Here is an 18641-nt window from a genome sequence, read left to right as displayed (position 1 = left end):
TTCCATTGGTGACTCTTCTTTCCAGGGCATGATCGCCCATTCCAGTGTCACCTATGTCCTCAGTCAATGTGTAACCTATGTGCTCGGTTCATACCGGGATGCAATCGGCTCCGGAATCATACTCTGGATTTTTCACGCCGTGATTTCACTGGTCCTGTTTTTTCTAGGTGCAAGTGCATTTGGGATCGACATCAAGGAAGTATCAGGAGGTTCGGTGCACTGGCCGCTGTTCCTTCTCATGCTGGGAGTAGTGATCAAGGAACTCTTTTTCCTCGGTGTTTTAATGCAAGCGAAGTCCGGCACCAACGAACCCGACTCGAAACACGAACGCCCCAACCGACAGGAATGGGCACTCGACCTGATCTTAGTTAGCTACACCTGCATCACCTACTCAGTGACGTGGGGTGCAATCACCAACAATCTATCTCTTAAAACGGAACAGCCGCTCGCGTTCCTGCTGAACCTTTTCCTCGGCTCACTTCTTTTCATGATCTTTTACCTTCCCCTCCGCATCCCCTTTGGGCTTGAAGAGAGAGCACAGGCAAAAACGTCATTCGATAAAATCAAAATCACCGCATCTCTCTTCCTCGCACTGATACCCGCTTTAATAGCACTTCGCTAAGAATGAGGGCTCACGGTTTATCGGTTTCGAAAAAGGACACTACAAACGGTGACTGGATCACGCCGTTGCCTGCGATAACTTCGAGATTAGAATAAGATGAGATATGAAGTAATCCGCCCTTTTCACCTCACTGCTTTGCACCACCCTATTCGTCTCAATTGCGTTTGTCACGACCGCACAGGAAACGAGCGTTAAACCAAGTATCAATGAAAAATTTCTAGATCTCAGCTTAAAGGTCGCAGCATGGCTCAAACGTTTCGAAGTCGAAAGCCGCGAAGTTTTCGATTCTCTATAAAAGGAATGTCCCTTTATTTTGCTTTCTCCGAATGAGCGGTGGTTCTACCGGAGGAATTGAGGGGTGCAAGGTGTCTATGATACATTTCTATGCCTGGCCACTTTCGGCAAGTTTTTGATCAGATGGCCCACAAGGCAAACTAGAGAAACCACGCTTAAGGGAGTGCCATTCGGGTCAGACATGAATTGCACTCCCTTAATGCTTTAGAGCTAAAAGGGACAATTTTGCGCTTCGTCAAGGTCGTCTACATCGGTAATCCTGTTTTTTCGTTTACCTTCATTTTCACAGGACTCGCAGCAAAATTTACAATAAGGGCAAACTAGATATCCTCGACTGCATATTTCACTTTCACCTAGAACCAAGGGAGTTTTGCCACAGGGTCTGACAGGTTCTTGCGTCTTGGCGTCTTTAATCCACCCCCCACAATATGCCAGAAGAGTAATCCAGATGGAATTCTCGGCACTTTCTCTTTTTCCCCTTAGAATGTTCAGGCTAACCAATTTAAACTGATTGATGCTGAGCAGTTCGGAGTTTCTACGCCGCCACAATGTTTCCAGAGAATGTATTAGCCCAATAACTGATGCCGCGGGGTCATGAGCAAACAAAGGGGTTTGGTATTGATCTCTTCGATTGTGAAATATTAAGGATGAAATAAAACCGGCATCAAAAGCATCATTCTCCTTTGATTTCAAGCACACCACAAAATGCTCAAGAATACTTCCAAATAATATAGGCAACCTTAGTCCGTTAATGCGGATTTTCTCCGCCAGAGCCTCGATGAAGACTTGATTGAATTTAGAAAGACCGACCGAGGCTCCGGGAGCCTTTCCTTCTGCAACTTTCAAGGCAAGGCAATAAGGCGACCGTGCGATTTCCGAGTATCTTCGTAAATCAACCTCACTGGCTATCATTCTGTCGCGGTCTACAGATGCCAGTTTCGGATAATCAAAAACCCACGGAGGCAACAGGGCGTGTCCCATTTTATTGGCATCGAATTCCATCTGAATGGGGCCGTCTTTGAAAGCCTCAATGATATGAGTTAGTGCAGTTTTTTGAGTGATACCTAAAAAGGTGACTTCGTAAGACTGTAATTGAATGTCTTCATAACTCTGCCAGGGAGAGAGAACTCCTGCAATTGTTACATTTAGATCTTCGCTTTTTAGAGCATCAATTCTAGGCACCTTCTTGAATTTGGGGACGCAATGGGATGTATAGTAGTTAGAGCGATTGTCGGTAATGCGCGCATTTTTAACATCAACATAAAACTCCAAGCCTCCTTCATTTACTATCTTAAGGTCATAGAGAAGCCAGTCGCCGTCATCTGAGAGTTGGCTCATTGCGACATCATCAACATGAAAGCCCAATAGTTCGAAATATTTCTTGGCTGCCAGCTCGGCTAACCGGGCAGAAAGCATTCTGGAGAGCGTGGAGTCCTTTTTGCTGTGTTTTGCCCATTTGCTTGCTAATTTTTGATCATCGTCACTAGGAGGGCCAATAGTTATTGGGTTTATTTGCCTCCTTGAGGCGCGGTGTATATCCTCAACAGCCGACCGTAATTCAGCCTCCAAATCATCAAGTCGTTTTCTTTCAATTGCCCGCACAGCTTCCCTTTTAGCATTTGCTGCTTTAAGTTTTAATCTCAGGGTATCTTGTTTTCTCTTGTTCTCCTTTTGCCTTTGTTTCCTTAGTTCACTTTGCTGAGCTTCCTGTCTTGCTTTAAATAATTCCTTGATTCTCTTTTCTATAGTCTCTGGTGATTCCGCCACATATACTTTGCCCATCATTAAGAAGATGCATTCAGGCGGGCACTTTGCATGAATCCTTCTGCTTTTTGCTGTGTCCGTAGTGAGACGGTAAAAGATCTGATTCTTCTCATAGTAATCTATGATGCCATTTTCTCCATAGAGATCACCTTTTTCAGGTGTATACGGGGATTCATAGTTATAAGGTGACTTCATCAATATAGGTGATTACTGGGAGCAGGCCTAGAAATGCTGCCGTAGTGGCGGGTTCTTAGGGTTGTTAGGAGTTTTCGAAGGATGTTAGATTTTGTAGAAATCGAGTTTTACATTTGTTTGGGGATTATAATGGTTTACTCAGCTTTGCCAACCTGATGATCTCAGATATAGAAATATGTGATAAGTGACTTCACTTCAATTGTCTGTTAGGATTGCCTTGGGTACGAGTTCTATGGAGCCATCATAGGACCTATGCGACCTATTGCTTTCTGCGGTGTTCTACGCGGGCTTTGTACATGAGTTCTTTGAGGCCGCCTTTTTCTAGGAAGTCCTTTTCGAGTCGGGCAATTTGTTTGTCGAGGAGGTAGTTGGCCTGGTGGATGAGGCAGAGGGCGATGTTGGCGACGACGCCTGCGTCTCGGGTGTCGGCAAATTCTCGGTAGGTCTCATAGGACTCATCCGACTTATTGCTGAGGCCTCTCACGTAGAGAGCCTCTTTGGAGTTTTTGTCCCAGATGTGGTGGTTTCTGGTTCTGAGGTAATCCTGGTAGTCGAGCAGGAGTTCCTCGAGGGAGGCCCGGGCGACGTTGGTGAGCTTGAGCTCCATCTCGGAGGATGTTTTGGCGGCTTTGGAGCCCTCGGCGATGTTCTGTTTGCCGGAGCGGGCGGCTTGCACCATTTGGTCAACGGTACGGTCTTTGTAAGTCAGAAAACGCTCGCAGAAACGGAAGGTGAGGTCATAGACGATCTCGGATTTTTGGTAGGAGAAGAGTTCCTGATAGTTACCGGTTTTGGGGAGGAAACTGGGATCTTCTGAACTCATGGGGTTTTGGGGGGCTTAGGGATAGGTCTTCTAGGTCCTATAGGACTTATGTTTCATCGTTCTGGCGGACCTCGGGTTTCACGGTGATCGGAGGTTTTTTGGAGGACTTCTGCATGTTCTCTACTCCGCTTTGCTGATCTGCGATGAGGTTAATATCTACTTCCACCGGCACGGCTCTGAGGCCGGAGATGATTTTTTCTAGCTGGCTGATGGTGTCTTTGGCTAGGCTCTGGGGTTGGGAGTAGTTGGTGCCGGCGGCGGTGATGCCGTCTCGGATGGACTCTAGGCCGTCGTTGAACTGGGTGAGCTGGGCGACGACTCGGGCGATGGGGTCGTTTTCTCCGGCTCCTCCTAAGAGTTTATTTTTGTTGAAGTCCTTTTTGATCTGGGCCCAGCGGTTTTCCTCGGCCGAGGTGAGGATGTTTTCCATTTCCTTGAACTTGAGCAGGTTGGCCTCGGCTCCGGTGGTGAGGGTCTGGGATTCGTTTTCGTAGTGATCAATGACGAGCTCGCGCACTTCCTCGTGGGTCATCATGGGGAGGACCTTTTCGGCGATGCGGTTCATGTTCCGGTAGGAGCCTTGCAGCTTGAAGGCAGGCTCGGTGCGGTAGGCGTCTTCCTGGGCGGCGGAGCGGATGTATTCCAGGTTCACCCGCAGGATGGTATCGCGGACGGTGTAGAGGTGCTGGGTGGTGGTGACAAATTCATCGATCTCGGCGGGGGTGTAGTTGCCTTCGAAATCGACGCCTTCCTGGCTGCCGGTGGTGGCGATGCGCATGACGGCGTAGACGTCCTTCTGGCTGCGGGAGGCGAGCTTGGAGAGCACGCTGTTAGAAGTCAGCGAGTTCTCGATGTAGGAAGCTTTGAACGAGTCGGCATTGCTGCCGATGATGTCGCCTAGGTTGTAGGTATCCGCGCGGTTGGCGAGCATGTCGGGGATCTGGAACTTGCCGCCGCTCTCGGTGTAGGGGTTTCCTGCCATGACGACGGAGACTTTTTTGCCACGCAGGTCGAAGGTTTTGGCCTCGCCATTGTAAACGCCCTCGATCTTGCGCTGGCCATCACAGAGGGAGATGAATTTTTGTAAGAACTCGGGGTTACAGTGCTGGATGTCATCGAGGTAGAGCATGACGTTGTCGCCCATTTCCAGAGCGAGGTTCAGCTTCTCGATCTCCTCGCGGGCGGAGGCGTTCGGGGCCTCGCCGGGGTCGAGCGAGGTGACGGCGTGGCCGATGGCGGGGCCGTTGATCTTCATGAAGGTGAGGCCGAGTCGATCGGCGACGTATTCCATCAGGGTGGTCTTACCGTAGCCGGGTGGGGAGATGAGCAGCAGCAGGCCCATGCGATCGGTGCGGGTGTCGGCGCCAGCGGTTCCCATCTGCTTGGCGAGGTTGTCGCCGATCATCGGGAGGTAGACGTCGTTGAGCAGTTTGTTGCGCACAAATGAGGACATGACGCGGGCCTTGAACTCGTTCAGGCGCATGTCGGCGCGTTTGGCCTCGGTGAGCTCGTGTTTGCTCTTGAGGTAGGCGCGGTAGGTGGGCACGGACTCCTGCTCGAAGTGCGTGAGTTTATCGATGAAGGTGTTGTAGTGGAGGGTGTAGTCGCCCTCACGGATCACCGAGTGTGAGCCCAGGAGGCCGGAGATTTCGGCGGTGACATCGACCTGGTGGACGTTGCGTTTTTTGACCTCGCCGGAGGTCAGGTGGGCGGCGGCTTCTTGGTAGTAGGCGTCTGCAGAGCTGGGGCTCTGGAGGTTTTGATCGAAGGGTGCAAACCCTTCGCTACGGCTTGGGTTGCTTGGCTCGATGGTGGCTTCGCTACGGGTTGATTGGAGCCAGTCGAGGATGCTTTGGTATTTGGCAGTTCCTGTTAGGTGGGCGATCGAGTCCTCGTAGGATTTCTGGGCTCCTTTGGTGGCCTTGCTGGTGAGGGCTTTTTTGAAGTGGCTGATGATGCTGTCAGCCTCGGGTGAGACGACGAAGTCTGTGCCGGAGGAAAGCTGCTCGTAGAGATACTCTGCCCCTAGGGTGTCGGCCTGCGGGTTCTGGGCGGTGAGGTGTTTGGCGATTTGCGCGATGTAAGTTTTCGAATCGGTGCCGGTGTTGAAGCCACTCTTGCGGATGGCGGAGTGGGTCTGCAGCTGCTGGGTGAGGGTGTCTTTTTCCGGCGACTCCCAAGTCTGCCAGAACAGGATGGCGGCGGCTCGGGTGGCGGGGGAGTATTTCAGCAGGCCGATTTCACGGTGAATGGGTAATAAGGCCTCCAGGATTTTGTAGGCGTCGTGATCGTGAACTCCTTTGGTGTAGCCTTCGGTGTAGCGCTGGGAGGCGAAGTTTTGGAGGGCTTCTAGGGTGGGGGGAGGCGATTGCAAATCGCCGGCACTTTGGAGGAACTGGTAGGCGAGGTATTCGGCGCGGTAGATGTGTTTGTTCTCGGAGATGACCTCCTGGTCCCAGATGGGGCGGGTGGAGAGGAAAGTTTCATCGGTGATGGGCTCGAAGAAATCGGTGCCGGCGAGGTGGAAGCACATGTCGCCATCGCGGGGCACGATGGAGAGCTCGAGCTCCTGGGTGTTGACGCTGAACTTGTGTTTGCCGAACTGGATGATGTTCTGGCCATCGACAAAGAGCTCCTTGCGGTCCTTGAGCTGGCGGACGGCGTCCTCCTTGAGCGTTTTGAGCTGGGTCTGGATGTCGGCGGCTTTGACCGAGTCGCCAAGGCCATCGAGCTGCTCGATGATGTCGCGGACTTTGGAAATCATCAGGTCGCCGGCGAAGTAGCCGTTGATCTCGTTGATTTCCTTGAAGCCTTCGGCGCGCTTGCTGATGCCGGAGAGCACGCGCTCGGCGGATTTCACCAGGTTGGCGGCGCGTTTGTTACGCTTCTCCAGCAGGGAGGTCTTGCGGGTTTCGAAGGCATCGTAAACCTCCTCACGCTTGGCGGCGAGTTCCTCGGCGTAGTCATCGAACTCGGCGAACTTGCCCTCGAGTTCCTCGATCTGGACCATGACCTTGGTGAGATACTCATCGCATTTCTCCGGGTCGTCACAGAGGTCGAGGAAATTCACCACAGCCTGTCCTAACAACTTCATCTGGGCTCCGAACTGGGCGGTGCCCTCGGCCTTGGCGAGCGATTGGCGTTTATTCTTCAGCTCGGCGCGGACGGCATTGAGCGTGGAGTAGATGCCGGAGATGGAATCGATGATGGCGGTGGTCTGGGTGGCGTCCTCGATCTTGAGGTTGGAGACCACATCGATGAGCATTTCCAGCTCGGAGCCAGCTTGATCGAGTGCCTCGCTGGTGGCGTCTGCCTCGGTGACTTTTTTCAGCTTTGCGATCGAGTCCTTCTGCTCATCGACAGCGGCGCGGTAGGGATCGAGCGCTTCCGGGGTGAGTAGGAATGTGACAGTCTTGTTAGAAACGGTCTCGGTGGCGGCGACCACTTGTTCCTCGAGCGAGGCGACGGTTTCCAGATCGACATAACGCAGATCGCGCAGGCCGATGATGTCGCCGCGCAGGGTGCGGAGATTGGAAAGCTGGTGGACGTAGCCCTGAATGTCGTCGGGCGGCGAGTGTTCCACCTGGCGTATCAGTGTGCTAACCTGCTGCTGAATCTCGCGGGTGCTCTCGCCGGTGGATTCGCGCAGACGCACGACTTTTTCAAACTCATTGATGGCGGAGTTCGCGGCGGCATTGATCTCGCGCAGCGGCTCGGAGAGCATGAAGGCCTCGTCCTTGTTGATCCAGAAATAGGCGTCGTTGATGTCGCCGGTTTTCTTCACCAGATCGAGGTAGAGTCCGGCGTAGGAATCTTCTTTTCCTAACAAATTCAGCACCTCACGGCACTCGGCCATGCAGCGGACGATGTCGGCATTGCCAATCTTGAACAGCAGCGAGTTATTCTCCTCGGTGGTGGCGGCGGTGAAGGTTTCGTCGAGGTAAGGCGTCTGCCAGACCTGGATGACGTGGTGTTTTTGGGCATCGTTCTCCGAGCGGAAATAGAGCAGTTTGCCATCGGGGAACAGCGAGTAGCCGGAGCAGATGATGGGGGTGTCGACGCTGCGTTCGATGAGGTTGTAGGAAAGCAGGACGTAGTCGCCGCTGGAGCGATTGTAGAAGACGTAGAGGGTGTCTTCGCCATTGGCGGAGGCGATGCGTTTATCGAAACGCATGTCGTCGAGGCCGTGGTCGAAGGTCTTCGCCTCACCGCTGAGCAGGAGGTAGCCGTTCGAAAAAATGATGCCGTGGTCGTCCGGCAGCAGCACGCAGGAGTGGCCGATGGAGTCGAGGCGGTGGACCGTCTGTGTCTTTTCATTGTAGACCAGGTAGCGGTAGAGTTCCTCGCGGTAGGGGAGTATTTTCAGCAGGATGAGCGGGCCGACGCTGGCGTAGAAGATCTCGGCATCGTCGAGGGTCTGATCGCTATCGGTGACGTCCTCCTGATAGATGCCGTGACCGGACATGGTGTTGTCCTCCACCTTGATGGTGAGGTCGCCGCCGACGGTTTCCACGAAGATGCGGTCTTCGATGGAAACGTGCGGGTGCTCGCCGGGGCGTTGCATATCGCGGTGGGCACGCACCCAATCGAACTCCTGCTGTTTCGGGAATTTGTATTCGTGGTCAAAGCGATTGCCGAGGTATTCCAGCTCGCCGCCGCCCTTGAGCAGCCATTTGAATGTCTTGATGTCATCGATGCCCTTACCGATGCGCATGCCCATGTAGAGGTGGGCGCCGATGACCATGAATTTGACGAAGGTGGCCTCCTTGTAGTACTTGTAGACGTAGTGGAAGTCTTCTGGGAAATCGCCGCCGAGGACGGTGGATAGGTCGACCTTGGTGAAGGTGTGGCTGTCGGGTTCGAAATCGTAGCAGGCGAAGACGTCCGCCGGATCGGTGGTTTGTTTCAGGCCGAACTGGATGTTGTAGCCGAAGAGAAAGCGGTTGGCTCCGATGGAGACCATGTCGCGCGAAACACAATTGTGCTCGGTGCTGACACGCTCGGTGGCGATCAGGGCGGGATCGACCGCGCCGAAGATGTCCTTGCGGGCGGTATTGAGGGAATCGATGCGTTCTTGCAGAACGCCACCGTGTTTCTCCATACGACCGCGGATGACCTCATAGGCACCGCCTTCTAGTTGTTGTTGATCTGACATGTTATTGAACCACTGATCTTTTTATGGATTGCTTGGGTTGATTATTCGGGGGGGAACCACGGAAGGGACGGAATACACGGAAGGGTTTGGGTTGTGTGCTTGGGTTGCGTGTTGGTTTTGGAACCACGGAAGGGCACGGGAACACGGAAGGAAGACTTGGGTTGTGTGTTCTTGGGGATGTGGGTTCCTTGGTTAGTGGATGATTCGTTCTATTTGGATTTTGGGGTGGTGGCCGAAGTTGATTAGGATGCCTAGGCGTTTGTTGGTGGCTCTGAGGTAGTTGTGGAGTTGGGCACGGTGGGTGTCGTCTAGGTTTTTGGCTGCTTTGATTTCGATAATGATTTCATCGTAGCAGATGAAGTCTGGCTTGTAGCTTTGCCGAAGAGGCTTCCCTTTGTAGCTCAGACCGAGAGGTGGCTGGGCTACAAAAGGGATGCCTTGTAGGTCGAATTCTATTTCCAGACATTCTTGATAGACGTCTTCGACGGAATCCACTGCCTTTATCTTTGTAAACTTCAAAACAAGCGCCGCGTATGGCGAAACTCTCGTCTTTGAATAGTAAACTCATGACAAAATTTCCGTGTATTCCGTGCCCTTCCGTGGTTCAACAATTCACTAGCCCAGGAGGTTTTTGGCGGGGGTTTCTTTGAGGTTGAAGCGGTCGGCGGCGTTGAGGAAACTTAGGAGTTTGCTGCGGTCTTCGCCGTTGGCTTTGGTGATCAGGTTGCCTAGCAGGGCTCCTACGCTGAGGTTCTTGATGTCCTCGGTTTCGATGCCGTATTGATCGATCCATGAGGCGATTTGCTCTTTGTAGTATTCCGGGTCGCCGTTGAAGAAGGTTTCCTTCACATCGTCTAACACGCGGGAGTTGTTGACCGTGCGGTCGACCACTTTGCCGGTGGTGATGGCCTTGGTGATGCGATCGAAGAACTCGGTCTCGCCACCGACGATGTCGATGTTGGCGGACTTGAGGGCTTCTCCAACCACCACTGCTTGCTGCTCGGCGATCTGGCGTTGCACGTCGATCTCGGCGAGTTCGACGGCTTTTTCCTTCTCGAGTTCGAGTTTGAACTCCTCGTGATCCTGGCCGGCTTCCTCGAAGAGTTTCATGGCGGCGGCTTTCTGCTCGATGCCAGTGGCTTCGGCCTCGAACTTCAGCTGGTTCACCTTCGCTTCGGCAGAGCCTTGCTTCTCGGTGGCGTCAGCCTTGGCAACCATGACCTCGGCTTCACCCAGTCCCGGTGCGGCGGTTTCCTTGGCGGTGGCTTCGGCGAGCATTTTCTTGGCGCTGGCCTGTTTCTCGGCAGCGGCTTGCTCGGCTTCGGCGGCGACCACCACCTCCTCGGCGTGGAGTTCGGCGGCTTGTTTGTCGGCCTCGGCGGCTTTGACACGTTCGTAGAGTTCCTGGTCGGCCTTGAGTTGAGCGGCTTCCTTCTGGGCCTCGGCACGTTTGATTTGCTCGATGAGGACCTCTTGAGCGGAGGCTTCGGCGAGGGTGACTTTGACCTGCTTGTCTCGATCGGCGCCGGCGAAGGCTTCGGTATCGAGGATCTTTTGCTGCTCGATGACCACCGTTTTTTCCACGGCGACGCGTTCTTTGATCACGTCCTGGATTTCCTTGCGCTGCACCTCGAGGGCTTTTTCCTTCTCGATGTCTTTCAGCTCGGTGATGCGCTGGCGTTCGATCGACTCGAGTTGCTGATCGCGTTTGACGCGTTCAATTTCCACGGCATCGGTGCGCTCCTTGTTACGCTGGGCGACGAGCACCTGGCGTTGTTTGTTTTCCTCGGAGATGAGGATTTCCTCCTCGGCGGCGATGCGTGCTTGCTCGGCCTTCTGGCGTTGTTCTTCCTGGACTTGGAGGGTTTCAGCGGACTCTCGGGCCTGGACGGTTTCGACTTCACGCTGCTGTTTCGCCTCGGTCTCGGCGAGTTGGCGTTCGAGTTCGAGGATGGCCTCGCGGGCTTCCACGTCCTGTTGTTTGATGACCTTTTGTTTGTCGCGCAGAATATCGTTAGACAGTTTCGCCTGCTCGGCGGTCAAGTGGTGGATTTTTTTCATCCCCTCGGAGTCGAGGATGTTATCGGGGTCGAGCGACTCGAGAGGAGTTTGTTCGAGGTAATCAATGGCGGCATCGTCGAGGACGAAACCATTCAGGTCGGTGCCGATGATTTTGAGCATTTCATCGCGGAATGTATCGCGTTCCTCGTAGAGCTGGATGAAGTCGAATTTCTTACCGACGGTCTTCAACGCTTCCGAGAACTTGGCATCGAAGAGAGCGCGGATTTCCGGCTCGGATGACGCGCGGTCGCAACCGATGGACTCGGCGACGCGGAGCACATCGTCCTCGATATTGTTGACCCGGACAAAGAAGGCCACCTTGATATCGGCGCGCATGTTGTCCTTGCAGATCAGGCCATTTTTGCCGGTTCGGTCCACCTCGATACGTTTGACGGAGATGTCCATCAGCTCGGCGCGGTTGAACAGGGGGATGACGGTGCCGCCGTTGAAAATCACCTTGGTCTTGGGCAGGCCGGTGACTACGAGGGCGGTGCCCTTTTCCACCTTGCGGTAGAACAAGAGAATGAGGACGAAAAGGCCTGCGAGGATGATGGCGACGGGGATGACGATCGCCCAGATCCATTCAGGTCCAGCTAATGCTAGTAGGTTTATGCTGTTCATATTATTGGGTGTTGGATGGTTAAGTTAGAGGGTTCTTACGGTGTAGATGCCGCGGCTTTTATCATAGGAGATAACGGCGACTTCGGTTCCGCGGGGGATGGGAGATTCTTCGTTGGTGATGCAAGTGAGCGTGGCGGGTGCGCCAGAGCTGCGTTTTTGTTCGGCCTGACCATATTTGCCGGTGACCTCGACGGAAGTCACGATGGCTGTGCCACCGACGGCAGGTTCGGCCTTTTCAAGCTCCTTCATTTTTCTGAAAATGGGGACCAGTGGGGCAGTTGCCATTTTCACCAGGATGACGGAAACTAGGAAGGATGAGAAAAAGATCACCAGCAGTAACCAATCTTGGTGTTCGGGGTTGAGATAGTAATTGGCCATCATCGACACGACCCACATGAAGACGGCGAGCAGTGACAGCACGGCCATCAGGGGGACATCGGCGGCATTGACGAAACGCAGGGCCGCGGCGATGGGCGAGGGGACATTACTGCCATCGCCGTCCAAATCAGCATCAAGATCGACGTCGGCATCGAGATCAATCTCTAACGAATCGACCCCAAAGATGCCGAGGATGCAGCTGATCCAATAGAGCATGCATAATCCGACGACGCATGTTAGCGGTAAGTTGTGTGCCTGTATGGCTATTTCCCAAAGTTCCTTCACGACGATGCGATAAAACAGGAAAAGGTCACATTGCGCTATTACAAATGTTTGTATTTTTTGCAGCGCGGGTGCTAGATCGTTGATAGTTGGTTCAATCTAACGATAAGTTTTATGCACCAATCTAACTGCGACGTCGTAATGATTGTTGGAGGTCGATGATTTCGTGACGAATTTTCAGCAGCTCTGGGAGCTGGTCGGGTTTCAGGCGTTGCATCGTTGGGGTGGCCTCGTTGATCAGGGCGAGCACGCGTTTGAGCTGGGCGATGGCGAAACCGTTGTCATCGAAGGTTCCATCGCCGTGGTAGCCGGACATGGCGCCGGCGAGCTTAGCCCCGATATTGGCCACGGAGAACCAGAGATCTGACATCTCGTCGTTTTCAAATGAGTCTTTGCGGCTGCCCATTTGATCGAGCAATTCCTCGGCCATGGTGCGGAGCGGGTGCGTCGGCGTCTCCATCCAATCGTCGTCCAAATCGTCTTCATCGGGCCATTCGATCTCGTAAGTTTCCGCGGAGTGCTCAGGTGGCTCGTTGTCTTCGGTGGGCTTTTTCCAGCCCATGAGTTGATCGATGGTGTCGTCATCGTCGCCGTATTTATCGAGCAGCTCCATGTAGCGATCGGTGACTTGATCCGAGTGTTTCATGAGCTTCTCCCACTCGAATTCGTCGAGTTCGTCCTTCCCCTCGGTCATGCGATCGACTTCGGATCGTGAGGCCTCGAGGTCGCCGAGTTGTGACATGAACTTCTCCATCGCCTCCTGCGCCTGTTCACGGGTGTCAATTTCTTCCTCGGGAGTCATCGTCCACGCTGCCTCTCCGAGTGAGGATTGGAAATCGGTGGCTTCCAGAACGACTCGGCCTTTGGTGGTGGAGAACCACTCGAGGTAGAGGGAGTTTTTCCAGACGAAGGGCGGTGGGCCCGACTTCGGCAATGGCTCATCGAGGGGTGTCAGCAGCTCTTTGATCTTGCGCGAAGCGGTGATGTCTCCGGTGTGGCCGTGATCCTCGGCCGGGAGATCCGGAGTATGGGGGCGATCCGGATCGGGCGACTGGTTCTCCAGGCTGGTTACGCGGCCGGCGACATCGCGCCACGGGTTTCCTTGCAGGGTGGCTTGCGAAGTGAACCCATCGGTGAAGCGAAGGAGAACAATGGTTTTTCCCTTGTCGCGGTTATCGATTTCGAGACTCGAAACACTGGCTGGATGAATACGAAGCGCCATGATCTAGAGCCTAATACGCAATCAGATCGGTCGCCAAGCAGGATTTGCCCAGAGCTGAAAAAAGGGTGAGAGGCGTCGCGTTTCTAGCGCGATTCCGCGAGCTGGTAGGATGACCTTTTTGTGGAAAACGACGACGTGTTAGGTCCAGTCGACATCCACTTGGGTGGGGTTGCCGTTGCGGTCGTTGTATTTCAGAAAACCATTTTTGATGCCGAACTCGTGAACCTCCTTGGTGACCTTGACATCGTAGCAGCAATACTCGGCGATTTTCATCATCGGCTCGGTGTTGCCGGTTTTTTTGTATTCCTGCCACCAGCGCAGGGCGTCCAAGCCATCGGCGGATTTACCCATGCCGAGTGAGGCGGAGGCGATGGCGTCCAGCTTGAGGCGGTGGCCGAGCAGCTTCTCCACCTCAAGGAGCATATCCAGATTGATCGTCTGGTTCGGCAGATCGAGGATGGTGTAGCCCTGGAGGACGGGGTAATCGAAGTAGATGTGATTGTAGCCGACCACGAGGTCCGCGCGGATGAGCATATCGACAAGTTCGTCCGTCTGGTTCTCGCCGAAGATGTGGTATTGGCCGGTGCGGGTGGAGTAGGCGACACCCACGGAGATCCCCATTTTATCCTTATTTTTGGCACCTCCGACGTCGCCGAAGCTGCGTTGGGTCTCCAAGTCAAAATAGACGATGTCGCGCATGTCTGGGAGAGTTAAGAATCGGGCCCCAACAATCAAGGATTACTTCAGCAGAGCTGCCAGCCGAGACGTCAACCATGGCGGTGCGTGATACTGATGGAGCTTCTGGAGGTTATTTTTAGCTCCCGCACGATTGCCTAGCAGGGCGTGGGCGATGCCTTGATCGGCGAGCAAAAACGGATCCGGCTGCTCGGGGTTGAGGCGTTCTTGGATCTCCTCGAGTGCGGCATAGAGGGCGGTCTCGGCGGCGGCATTTTGTTTCAAGCCGTAGAGTGCACGGGCGCGTTTGACGAGCCAGCCGGAAGTCCAGCGGCGGTCGGAGATTTCGGCATCGATGATTTTCAGGGCGGCATCGAACTGGCCGGCATCGATCTGGGCGTCCACCCAGTGTGACTGCAGCACGGCGCTTGGGTGGCGTTTGATGCCGGCGGCGAGTCCGGCAATGCGTTCGCGGTGCTGGCCGAGTGCGCGCTGGTTTTCAGAGCGCAGCAGGAACCATTCGATTTCACCTTCCGGTACGGCGCGGAATGCGAGTTGGCAGGCTTGTAGGGAGGGTTTGTATTGTTTGCCGAGATAGTAGGCCTCGGCGCGGAGCATATGGACGCGGGATTTTTGCTCGGCATTCTGCGCTAGGGGCATCGCGTGGGTGGCGGCTTCCAGTGCACCGGCGGAGTTGCGCGCAGCGAGTTCAAGGTTGCCGAGTTCGAGATGGAACAGGAGGTTTTTGGGAGCCATTTTGACGGCCTCCACCAAGTCCGCTCTCGATTTCTCCAGATGTCCCAGCGAGCGGTAGGCCATGGCACGCTGGTAGAGCTTCGGTGCGGTCCGTTGCTGCTTCAGCGCGGCATCGAGGTGCTCGATAGTGTGCTCCGGGCTCTCGTGGGCGCTGACAAATGCCAGAGCCAAGGCGGAGAAGATGGCGGTGAGGCGAATCATGGACTGTCTACTTGGTTTTGAGAATCAAAGCTGGGTGCAGGGTGAAGTCGCTGCTTTTCAGGGAAATGTTATGCCCTTCGATGGCGATGACGTTGTTGCCCTCGCGCAGCAGGCCGGCGTAAGGGGAGAGATCGATCAGCTCGAAACCGCCATTGGCCTCATGCGAAACAATCTTCTTCGCCTTGGCTCCCTGGCCTTTGCCCACGCCGCGGCGCAGTGCTTCCTTGCCATTGAGGTAGAGGATGAAGGCGTCATCGTAGCTGATGCTGAGCCAGAGCTTGTGGGCATCGTTGGGCTGGTCGAGCTTGATGGACCGGCGGATGTATAGGCTGCGGAACTTATGCTGCATATCGAGCACGGTGCTGTCATCCTCATCGCCGTAGCCGAAGCCGGCTTTGCCAAGTTTCCATGAGGAGATATCGAAATCGGCCGAGGTCCAATTTTCCGGTGGAGTGGCTCCGGCGAGGTAGTGCCAGGTGGCGTTGCGCGGGATGAGGTGCTTGCCAGCGGTCGGCGGGCCGGGTTTCCATGGTTTGGCGATGCGCTTGGGCGTGACCTCTTTGGTTTTATCGATGAAAAAGCGATCGAGGATCCGACCCTCGCTATCGAGCATGATCGCCTTCAGTTTCTTTCCGGTGATCGTGAAAAGGGTGGAGCCGTGGATCACCAGGCTGCGCTTCATGACAGGTGAGAAGCCTTTGCGGCGAAGCGTCGTGCCACCGTGGCCGGTGACTACCTGGACGGTGCCTTGATTCGGCTTGAGGCCGGGGCTCTTCTGATAGGCCCCATCGCCGGTAATGTCGCCATCACCATCGTCGAGAACCTTGTTTTCCGCGACCGTTGGCGTCTCGTAAGCGCCGTCGATCAGCATCGAGCGCTCGTAAATGTGCGAGTGTCCGGTGAGCACAAGATCGACACCCGCGGACTCCAGGATCGGCATGATGTGCTGGCGCATCTCGATGAGTTGGTGCTCCGTGTCACTATCGTGCGATCCTTTGGTGTAGGGTGGGTGGTGCCAGAAGGCGATGATCCAGTCGGTCTTCTTAGGGGAGACCCGGGCGAGATCTTCGCGCAGCCACTGGGCCATGGACGCGGTCGGGCGGCGATCGAGGTCATGGGAGTTCAACACGATGAAATGGGTGCGGGCGTAGTCGTAGGAATAGTAGGATTCCTTACCGGACGGTGCGCCCCCGGCTTCTCCCTTGGTGGGGTTGACGTAGGCGTCATAAAACGGGCCGACGCCTGTGGCTCCGTTTGACGTGTGACCTTCGTGATTTCCCATCGCAGCCCAACAGACGGTGTTGCGCAGGGTGGTTTTATACATGTTGAAAAACTTGTTCTGAAACTCATCATCCTTGCCGCGGGTGTAGGCCATATCGCCGACGTGCACATACATGTCCAAGGACCGCTGGTGCTTGCGATTGTATTCAATCATCGCCTGGTGGACTTTCTGTTGGATCGGCTTGCCGGTGCCGGAGTCGCCGACGGCCCAGAAATAGAGCTCACGTTCCTTTCCTGCCACCGGATGGGTGCGGAAGTAGTAGCTGCCGTCGTCCGGGGTGATGCGTTTGTCACCGTGGTAAACGGCGTAGTAGTAGAGGGTATCAGGCTCTAACCCGGTGATGGCGGCCTCGAACTGGTAGGTGCCGTGGGGCGCGGTCGACAGCGGCGGCGTCCCGGGTGCGGCGTGCTTTTTGGTCCGTCTCGTCAGGATCTGCTGACCTTGGCAGACTTGGTCCAGCTGATCCTTGGCCTTACCGTAGCGAACACTGGGGACGACTTCGCGGTTGCTGCGCCAGACGATGTGGATCGATGTGGGGGTGGCGAGCTGGAGATAGGGAGATCGTGTCACCGCTGCCTGAGCACTGGTGCAGGCTAAGCTTGAGATGAAGCAGAGTAGGAGAAGGTAGTTCTTGCAGAGACGATGAAGCATAAGGGGTGTGAGTAAGGTCAGATAGGATACGTCGGTGAGCCTACATATTTCTCAGCGATTTCGCGGCATCGCTGCGGGAAGCGACGATCGCTGGCACCAGGGTGGCGACCACGCACATGACAAAGGCGAAGATGAAGACACCGAGAAACTCCTCAGCGCGGATGATCGCCGGCAGGCCATCGAAGCCATTGAAATCAGAGGGGAAGGGGTCAAAACCCCAGGAGGCGAAGACGTTGAGGATGGACTGACGGTTGACGATGACCAGGTAGCCGAAGCCCAGTCCCAGCAGTCCGCCGAAGAGACCGATGATAATTCCCTGGTAAAGGAAGACCCGCACCAGCTGGGCGGGGGCGGCACCGAGGGCCTTCATCACACCGATTTCACGTTTCTTCTGAATGGTGACGGTGAACATCACGGCCATGATGGAAAAGGCGGAAACCATCATGATGAAAGATAGCGAGAAGGTAAGGAGCTGGCGCTGGGTTTTGATCAGGGAGAACTGCTGCTGGTGATCTTCCATCCAGGTGCGGGCCTGCCAGGCGCCATCGGTGGGCATGTTTTTCAGGATGGTCTCGTTGAGCACACGCGCGGCGTGGTAGGGGTCGTCCAGTCGCAGCGCGATGCCACGCACTCCGTCGCCTAAACCTGCCAAGTCCTGACCGGTGGGGAGGGGGACAAAGACGTCCGGGCTGTAAGCGTGGCGTGTCGCCTGATAGATGCCGATGACTCTCAGGTCTTTAGGCAGCACGATGGTCTTCATCTGCTTCACATCGGTGATGTCTTCCTCCTTGGTGTCGACGGCTTTGAGCGACTCAAAAAGCTCGATGGCTTTGGCCATGGCTCCTTTTTCAAAAACAAACACACCGCTGGCATCCGGGTGCTCGGTGGTGCGTTCCTTGAAGTTGGTGAGCTGCTCGCGGACAGATTCAATGATCTCGCTCTCGCCGCTACGCAGGTTGCTATCGCGCAGGATGACCAGACGATTATAATAGAGGTCCTCAAGTGCGGTGATCGGCACAGTTTCGCGCTCGTCCTCGGTGGTGACCATGGATTTCATGTCCGCGAGGATGGCATTAATCTGCTCGGCGTAGGTGGTGTAGGCGGGGGCCGAGCCAATGCGATCGAGCACCGGCTGGAGCTGCTGCAGGTTGCGATTGGTGTGGATCTGGATGGTGTCGCCAACGTTGATGCCAAACTTTTCTGCGGTCAGGGAGGAAACTACGGCGGTCTCACCCAAGCCCATGTCTGCATGGCCATTGCCCGGTTTGATCAGGTCCTGGAGCGACTTCATCTGGGACTCGTTCATGGTATCGATCGCTTGCATCGATGCTGGAGCCACCGCGCCGTCGCGGTCGAGCAGGATGAAATCGTTCACTAGGGCGTAGGCGCTCTCGACGCCCTTGAGGGAGGTCATCGATTGCTCCACGCGTCGCCATTCCGCCTCGATATTATGATCCGGCTCCTCTTCGGGGTCTGCCCACGGCAGCACGCGCTCGATGGTGATGTGCGGCGTGTAGCTGAGCACCCGCTCCTTGACCAATTTTTCAAAGCCACCGAAGACCGAGAGCACGACCACCAGCACCATCACACCGATGGCGACCCCGGCCAGTGAGATCAGGGTGATCACAGACACGTGGGTGCGCAGTGGGTTAAGATAGC

11 protein-coding genes and 2 pseudogenes are annotated in these 18641 nt (G+C 55.0%); 2 read left to right on the top strand and 11 right to left on the bottom strand.

The window, feature by feature from the left end:
• A partial coding sequence (locus JO972_RS15510) for a PIN domain-containing protein (protein WP_309490999.1) occupies positions 1-622 on the top strand: 622 nt, incomplete at its 5' end.
• Between the two features lie 130 nt (positions 623-752).
• Positions 753-905 (top strand): annotated as a pseudogene (locus tag JO972_RS16855) (SAM-dependent methyltransferase); the annotation flags it as partial.
• A gap of 221 nt (positions 906-1126) precedes the next feature.
• Here JO972_RS16855 and JO972_RS15505 read toward each other — a convergent pair.
• From JO972_RS15505 to JO972_RS15455, 11 genes and pseudogenes are all read right to left on the bottom strand, one after another.
• On the bottom strand, positions 1127-2875 hold the full coding sequence (locus JO972_RS15505) for a hypothetical protein (RefSeq protein ID WP_309490998.1): 1749 nt from the start codon (positions 2873-2875) through the stop codon (positions 1127-1129).
• A 259-nt stretch (positions 2876-3134) separates the two neighbouring features.
• The gene (locus JO972_RS15500; protein ID WP_309490997.1) at positions 3135-3698 is read right to left on the bottom strand and encodes a four helix bundle suffix domain-containing protein; all 564 of its coding nucleotides are present in this window, start codon (positions 3696-3698) and stop codon (positions 3135-3137) included.
• A 46-nt stretch (positions 3699-3744) separates the two neighbouring features.
• Positions 3745-8853 carry a DNA repair ATPase gene (locus JO972_RS15495; protein ID WP_309490996.1) on the bottom strand — a complete coding sequence of 1703 codons (5109 nt, stop codon included), beginning with the start codon at positions 8851-8853 and terminating at the stop codon, positions 3745-3747.
• A 192-nt stretch (positions 8854-9045) separates the two neighbouring features.
• Positions 9046-9421 (bottom strand): annotated as a pseudogene (locus JO972_RS15490) (GxxExxY protein).
• 47 nt (positions 9422-9468) lie between these two features.
• The gene (locus tag JO972_RS15485) at positions 9469-11535 is read right to left on the bottom strand and encodes a flotillin family protein (RefSeq protein WP_309490994.1); all 2067 of its coding nucleotides are present in this window, start codon (positions 11533-11535) and stop codon (positions 9469-9471) included.
• A gap of 24 nt (positions 11536-11559) precedes the next feature.
• Complete coding sequence (locus tag JO972_RS15480; RefSeq protein WP_309490993.1) at positions 11560-12129, bottom strand: hypothetical protein; 570 nt, start codon at positions 12127-12129, stop codon at positions 11560-11562.
• 190 nt (positions 12130-12319) lie between these two features.
• The gene (locus JO972_RS15475; RefSeq protein ID WP_309490992.1) at positions 12320-13417 is read right to left on the bottom strand and encodes a hypothetical protein; all 1098 of its coding nucleotides are present in this window, start codon (positions 13415-13417) and stop codon (positions 12320-12322) included.
• 138 nt (positions 13418-13555) lie between these two features.
• Positions 13556-14116 carry a ribonuclease H-like domain-containing protein gene (locus tag JO972_RS15470; protein ID WP_309490991.1) on the bottom strand — a complete coding sequence of 187 codons (561 nt, stop codon included), beginning with the start codon at positions 14114-14116 and terminating at the stop codon, positions 13556-13558.
• A gap of 39 nt (positions 14117-14155) precedes the next feature.
• Positions 14156-15049 carry a tetratricopeptide repeat protein gene (locus JO972_RS15465; RefSeq protein ID WP_309490990.1) on the bottom strand — a complete coding sequence of 298 codons (894 nt, stop codon included), beginning with the start codon at positions 15047-15049 and terminating at the stop codon, positions 14156-14158.
• A gap of 7 nt (positions 15050-15056) precedes the next feature.
• Positions 15057-16982: a purple acid phosphatase family protein gene (locus tag JO972_RS15460; RefSeq protein ID WP_309490989.1), complete on the bottom strand. Its 1926-nt coding sequence runs from the start codon at positions 16980-16982 to the stop codon at positions 15057-15059.
• A gap of 40 nt (positions 16983-17022) precedes the next feature.
• Complete coding sequence (locus JO972_RS15455) at positions 17023-18615, bottom strand: ABC transporter permease (RefSeq protein WP_309490988.1); 1593 nt, start codon at positions 18613-18615, stop codon at positions 17023-17025.
• Between the last annotated feature and the right edge of the window lie 26 nt (positions 18616-18641).

This window comes from Oceaniferula flava (genome assembly GCF_016811075.1).
GTDB classification, from domain to species: Bacteria; Verrucomicrobiota; Verrucomicrobiia; order Verrucomicrobiales; family Akkermansiaceae; genus Oceaniferula; species Oceaniferula flava.
This window is presented reverse-complemented; position numbering and strand designations above follow the sequence as displayed.

What these genes read in the sequence shown, in the direction of transcription:
- JO972_RS15505 (WP_309490998.1), bottom strand. Translation starts at nt 2,875, where the DNA reads ATGAAGTCACCTTATAACTATGAATCCCCGTATACACCTGAAAAAGGT.
- JO972_RS15500 (WP_309490997.1), bottom strand. Translation starts at nt 3,698, where the DNA reads ATGAGTTCAGAAGATCCCAGTTTCCTCCCCAAAACCGGTAACTATCAG.
- JO972_RS15495 (WP_309490996.1), bottom strand. Translation starts at nt 8,853, where the DNA reads ATGTCAGATCAACAACAACTAGAAGGCGGTGCCTATGAGGTCATCCGC.
- JO972_RS15485 (WP_309490994.1), bottom strand. Translation starts at nt 11,535, where the DNA reads ATGAACAGCATAAACCTACTAGCATTAGCTGGACCTGAATGGATCTGG.
- JO972_RS15480 (WP_309490993.1), bottom strand. Translation starts at nt 12,129, where the DNA reads ATGCTCTATTGGATCAGCTGCATCCTCGGCATCTTTGGGGTCGATTCG.
- JO972_RS15475 (WP_309490992.1), bottom strand. Translation starts at nt 13,417, where the DNA reads ATGGCGCTTCGTATTCATCCAGCCAGTGTTTCGAGTCTCGAAATCGAT.
- JO972_RS15470 (WP_309490991.1), bottom strand. Translation starts at nt 14,116, where the DNA reads ATGCGCGACATCGTCTATTTTGACTTGGAGACCCAACGCAGCTTCGGC.
- JO972_RS15465 (WP_309490990.1), bottom strand. Translation starts at nt 15,049, where the DNA reads ATGATTCGCCTCACCGCCATCTTCTCCGCCTTGGCTCTGGCATTTGTC.
- JO972_RS15460 (WP_309490989.1), bottom strand. Translation starts at nt 16,982, where the DNA reads ATGCTTCATCGTCTCTGCAAGAACTACCTTCTCCTACTCTGCTTCATC.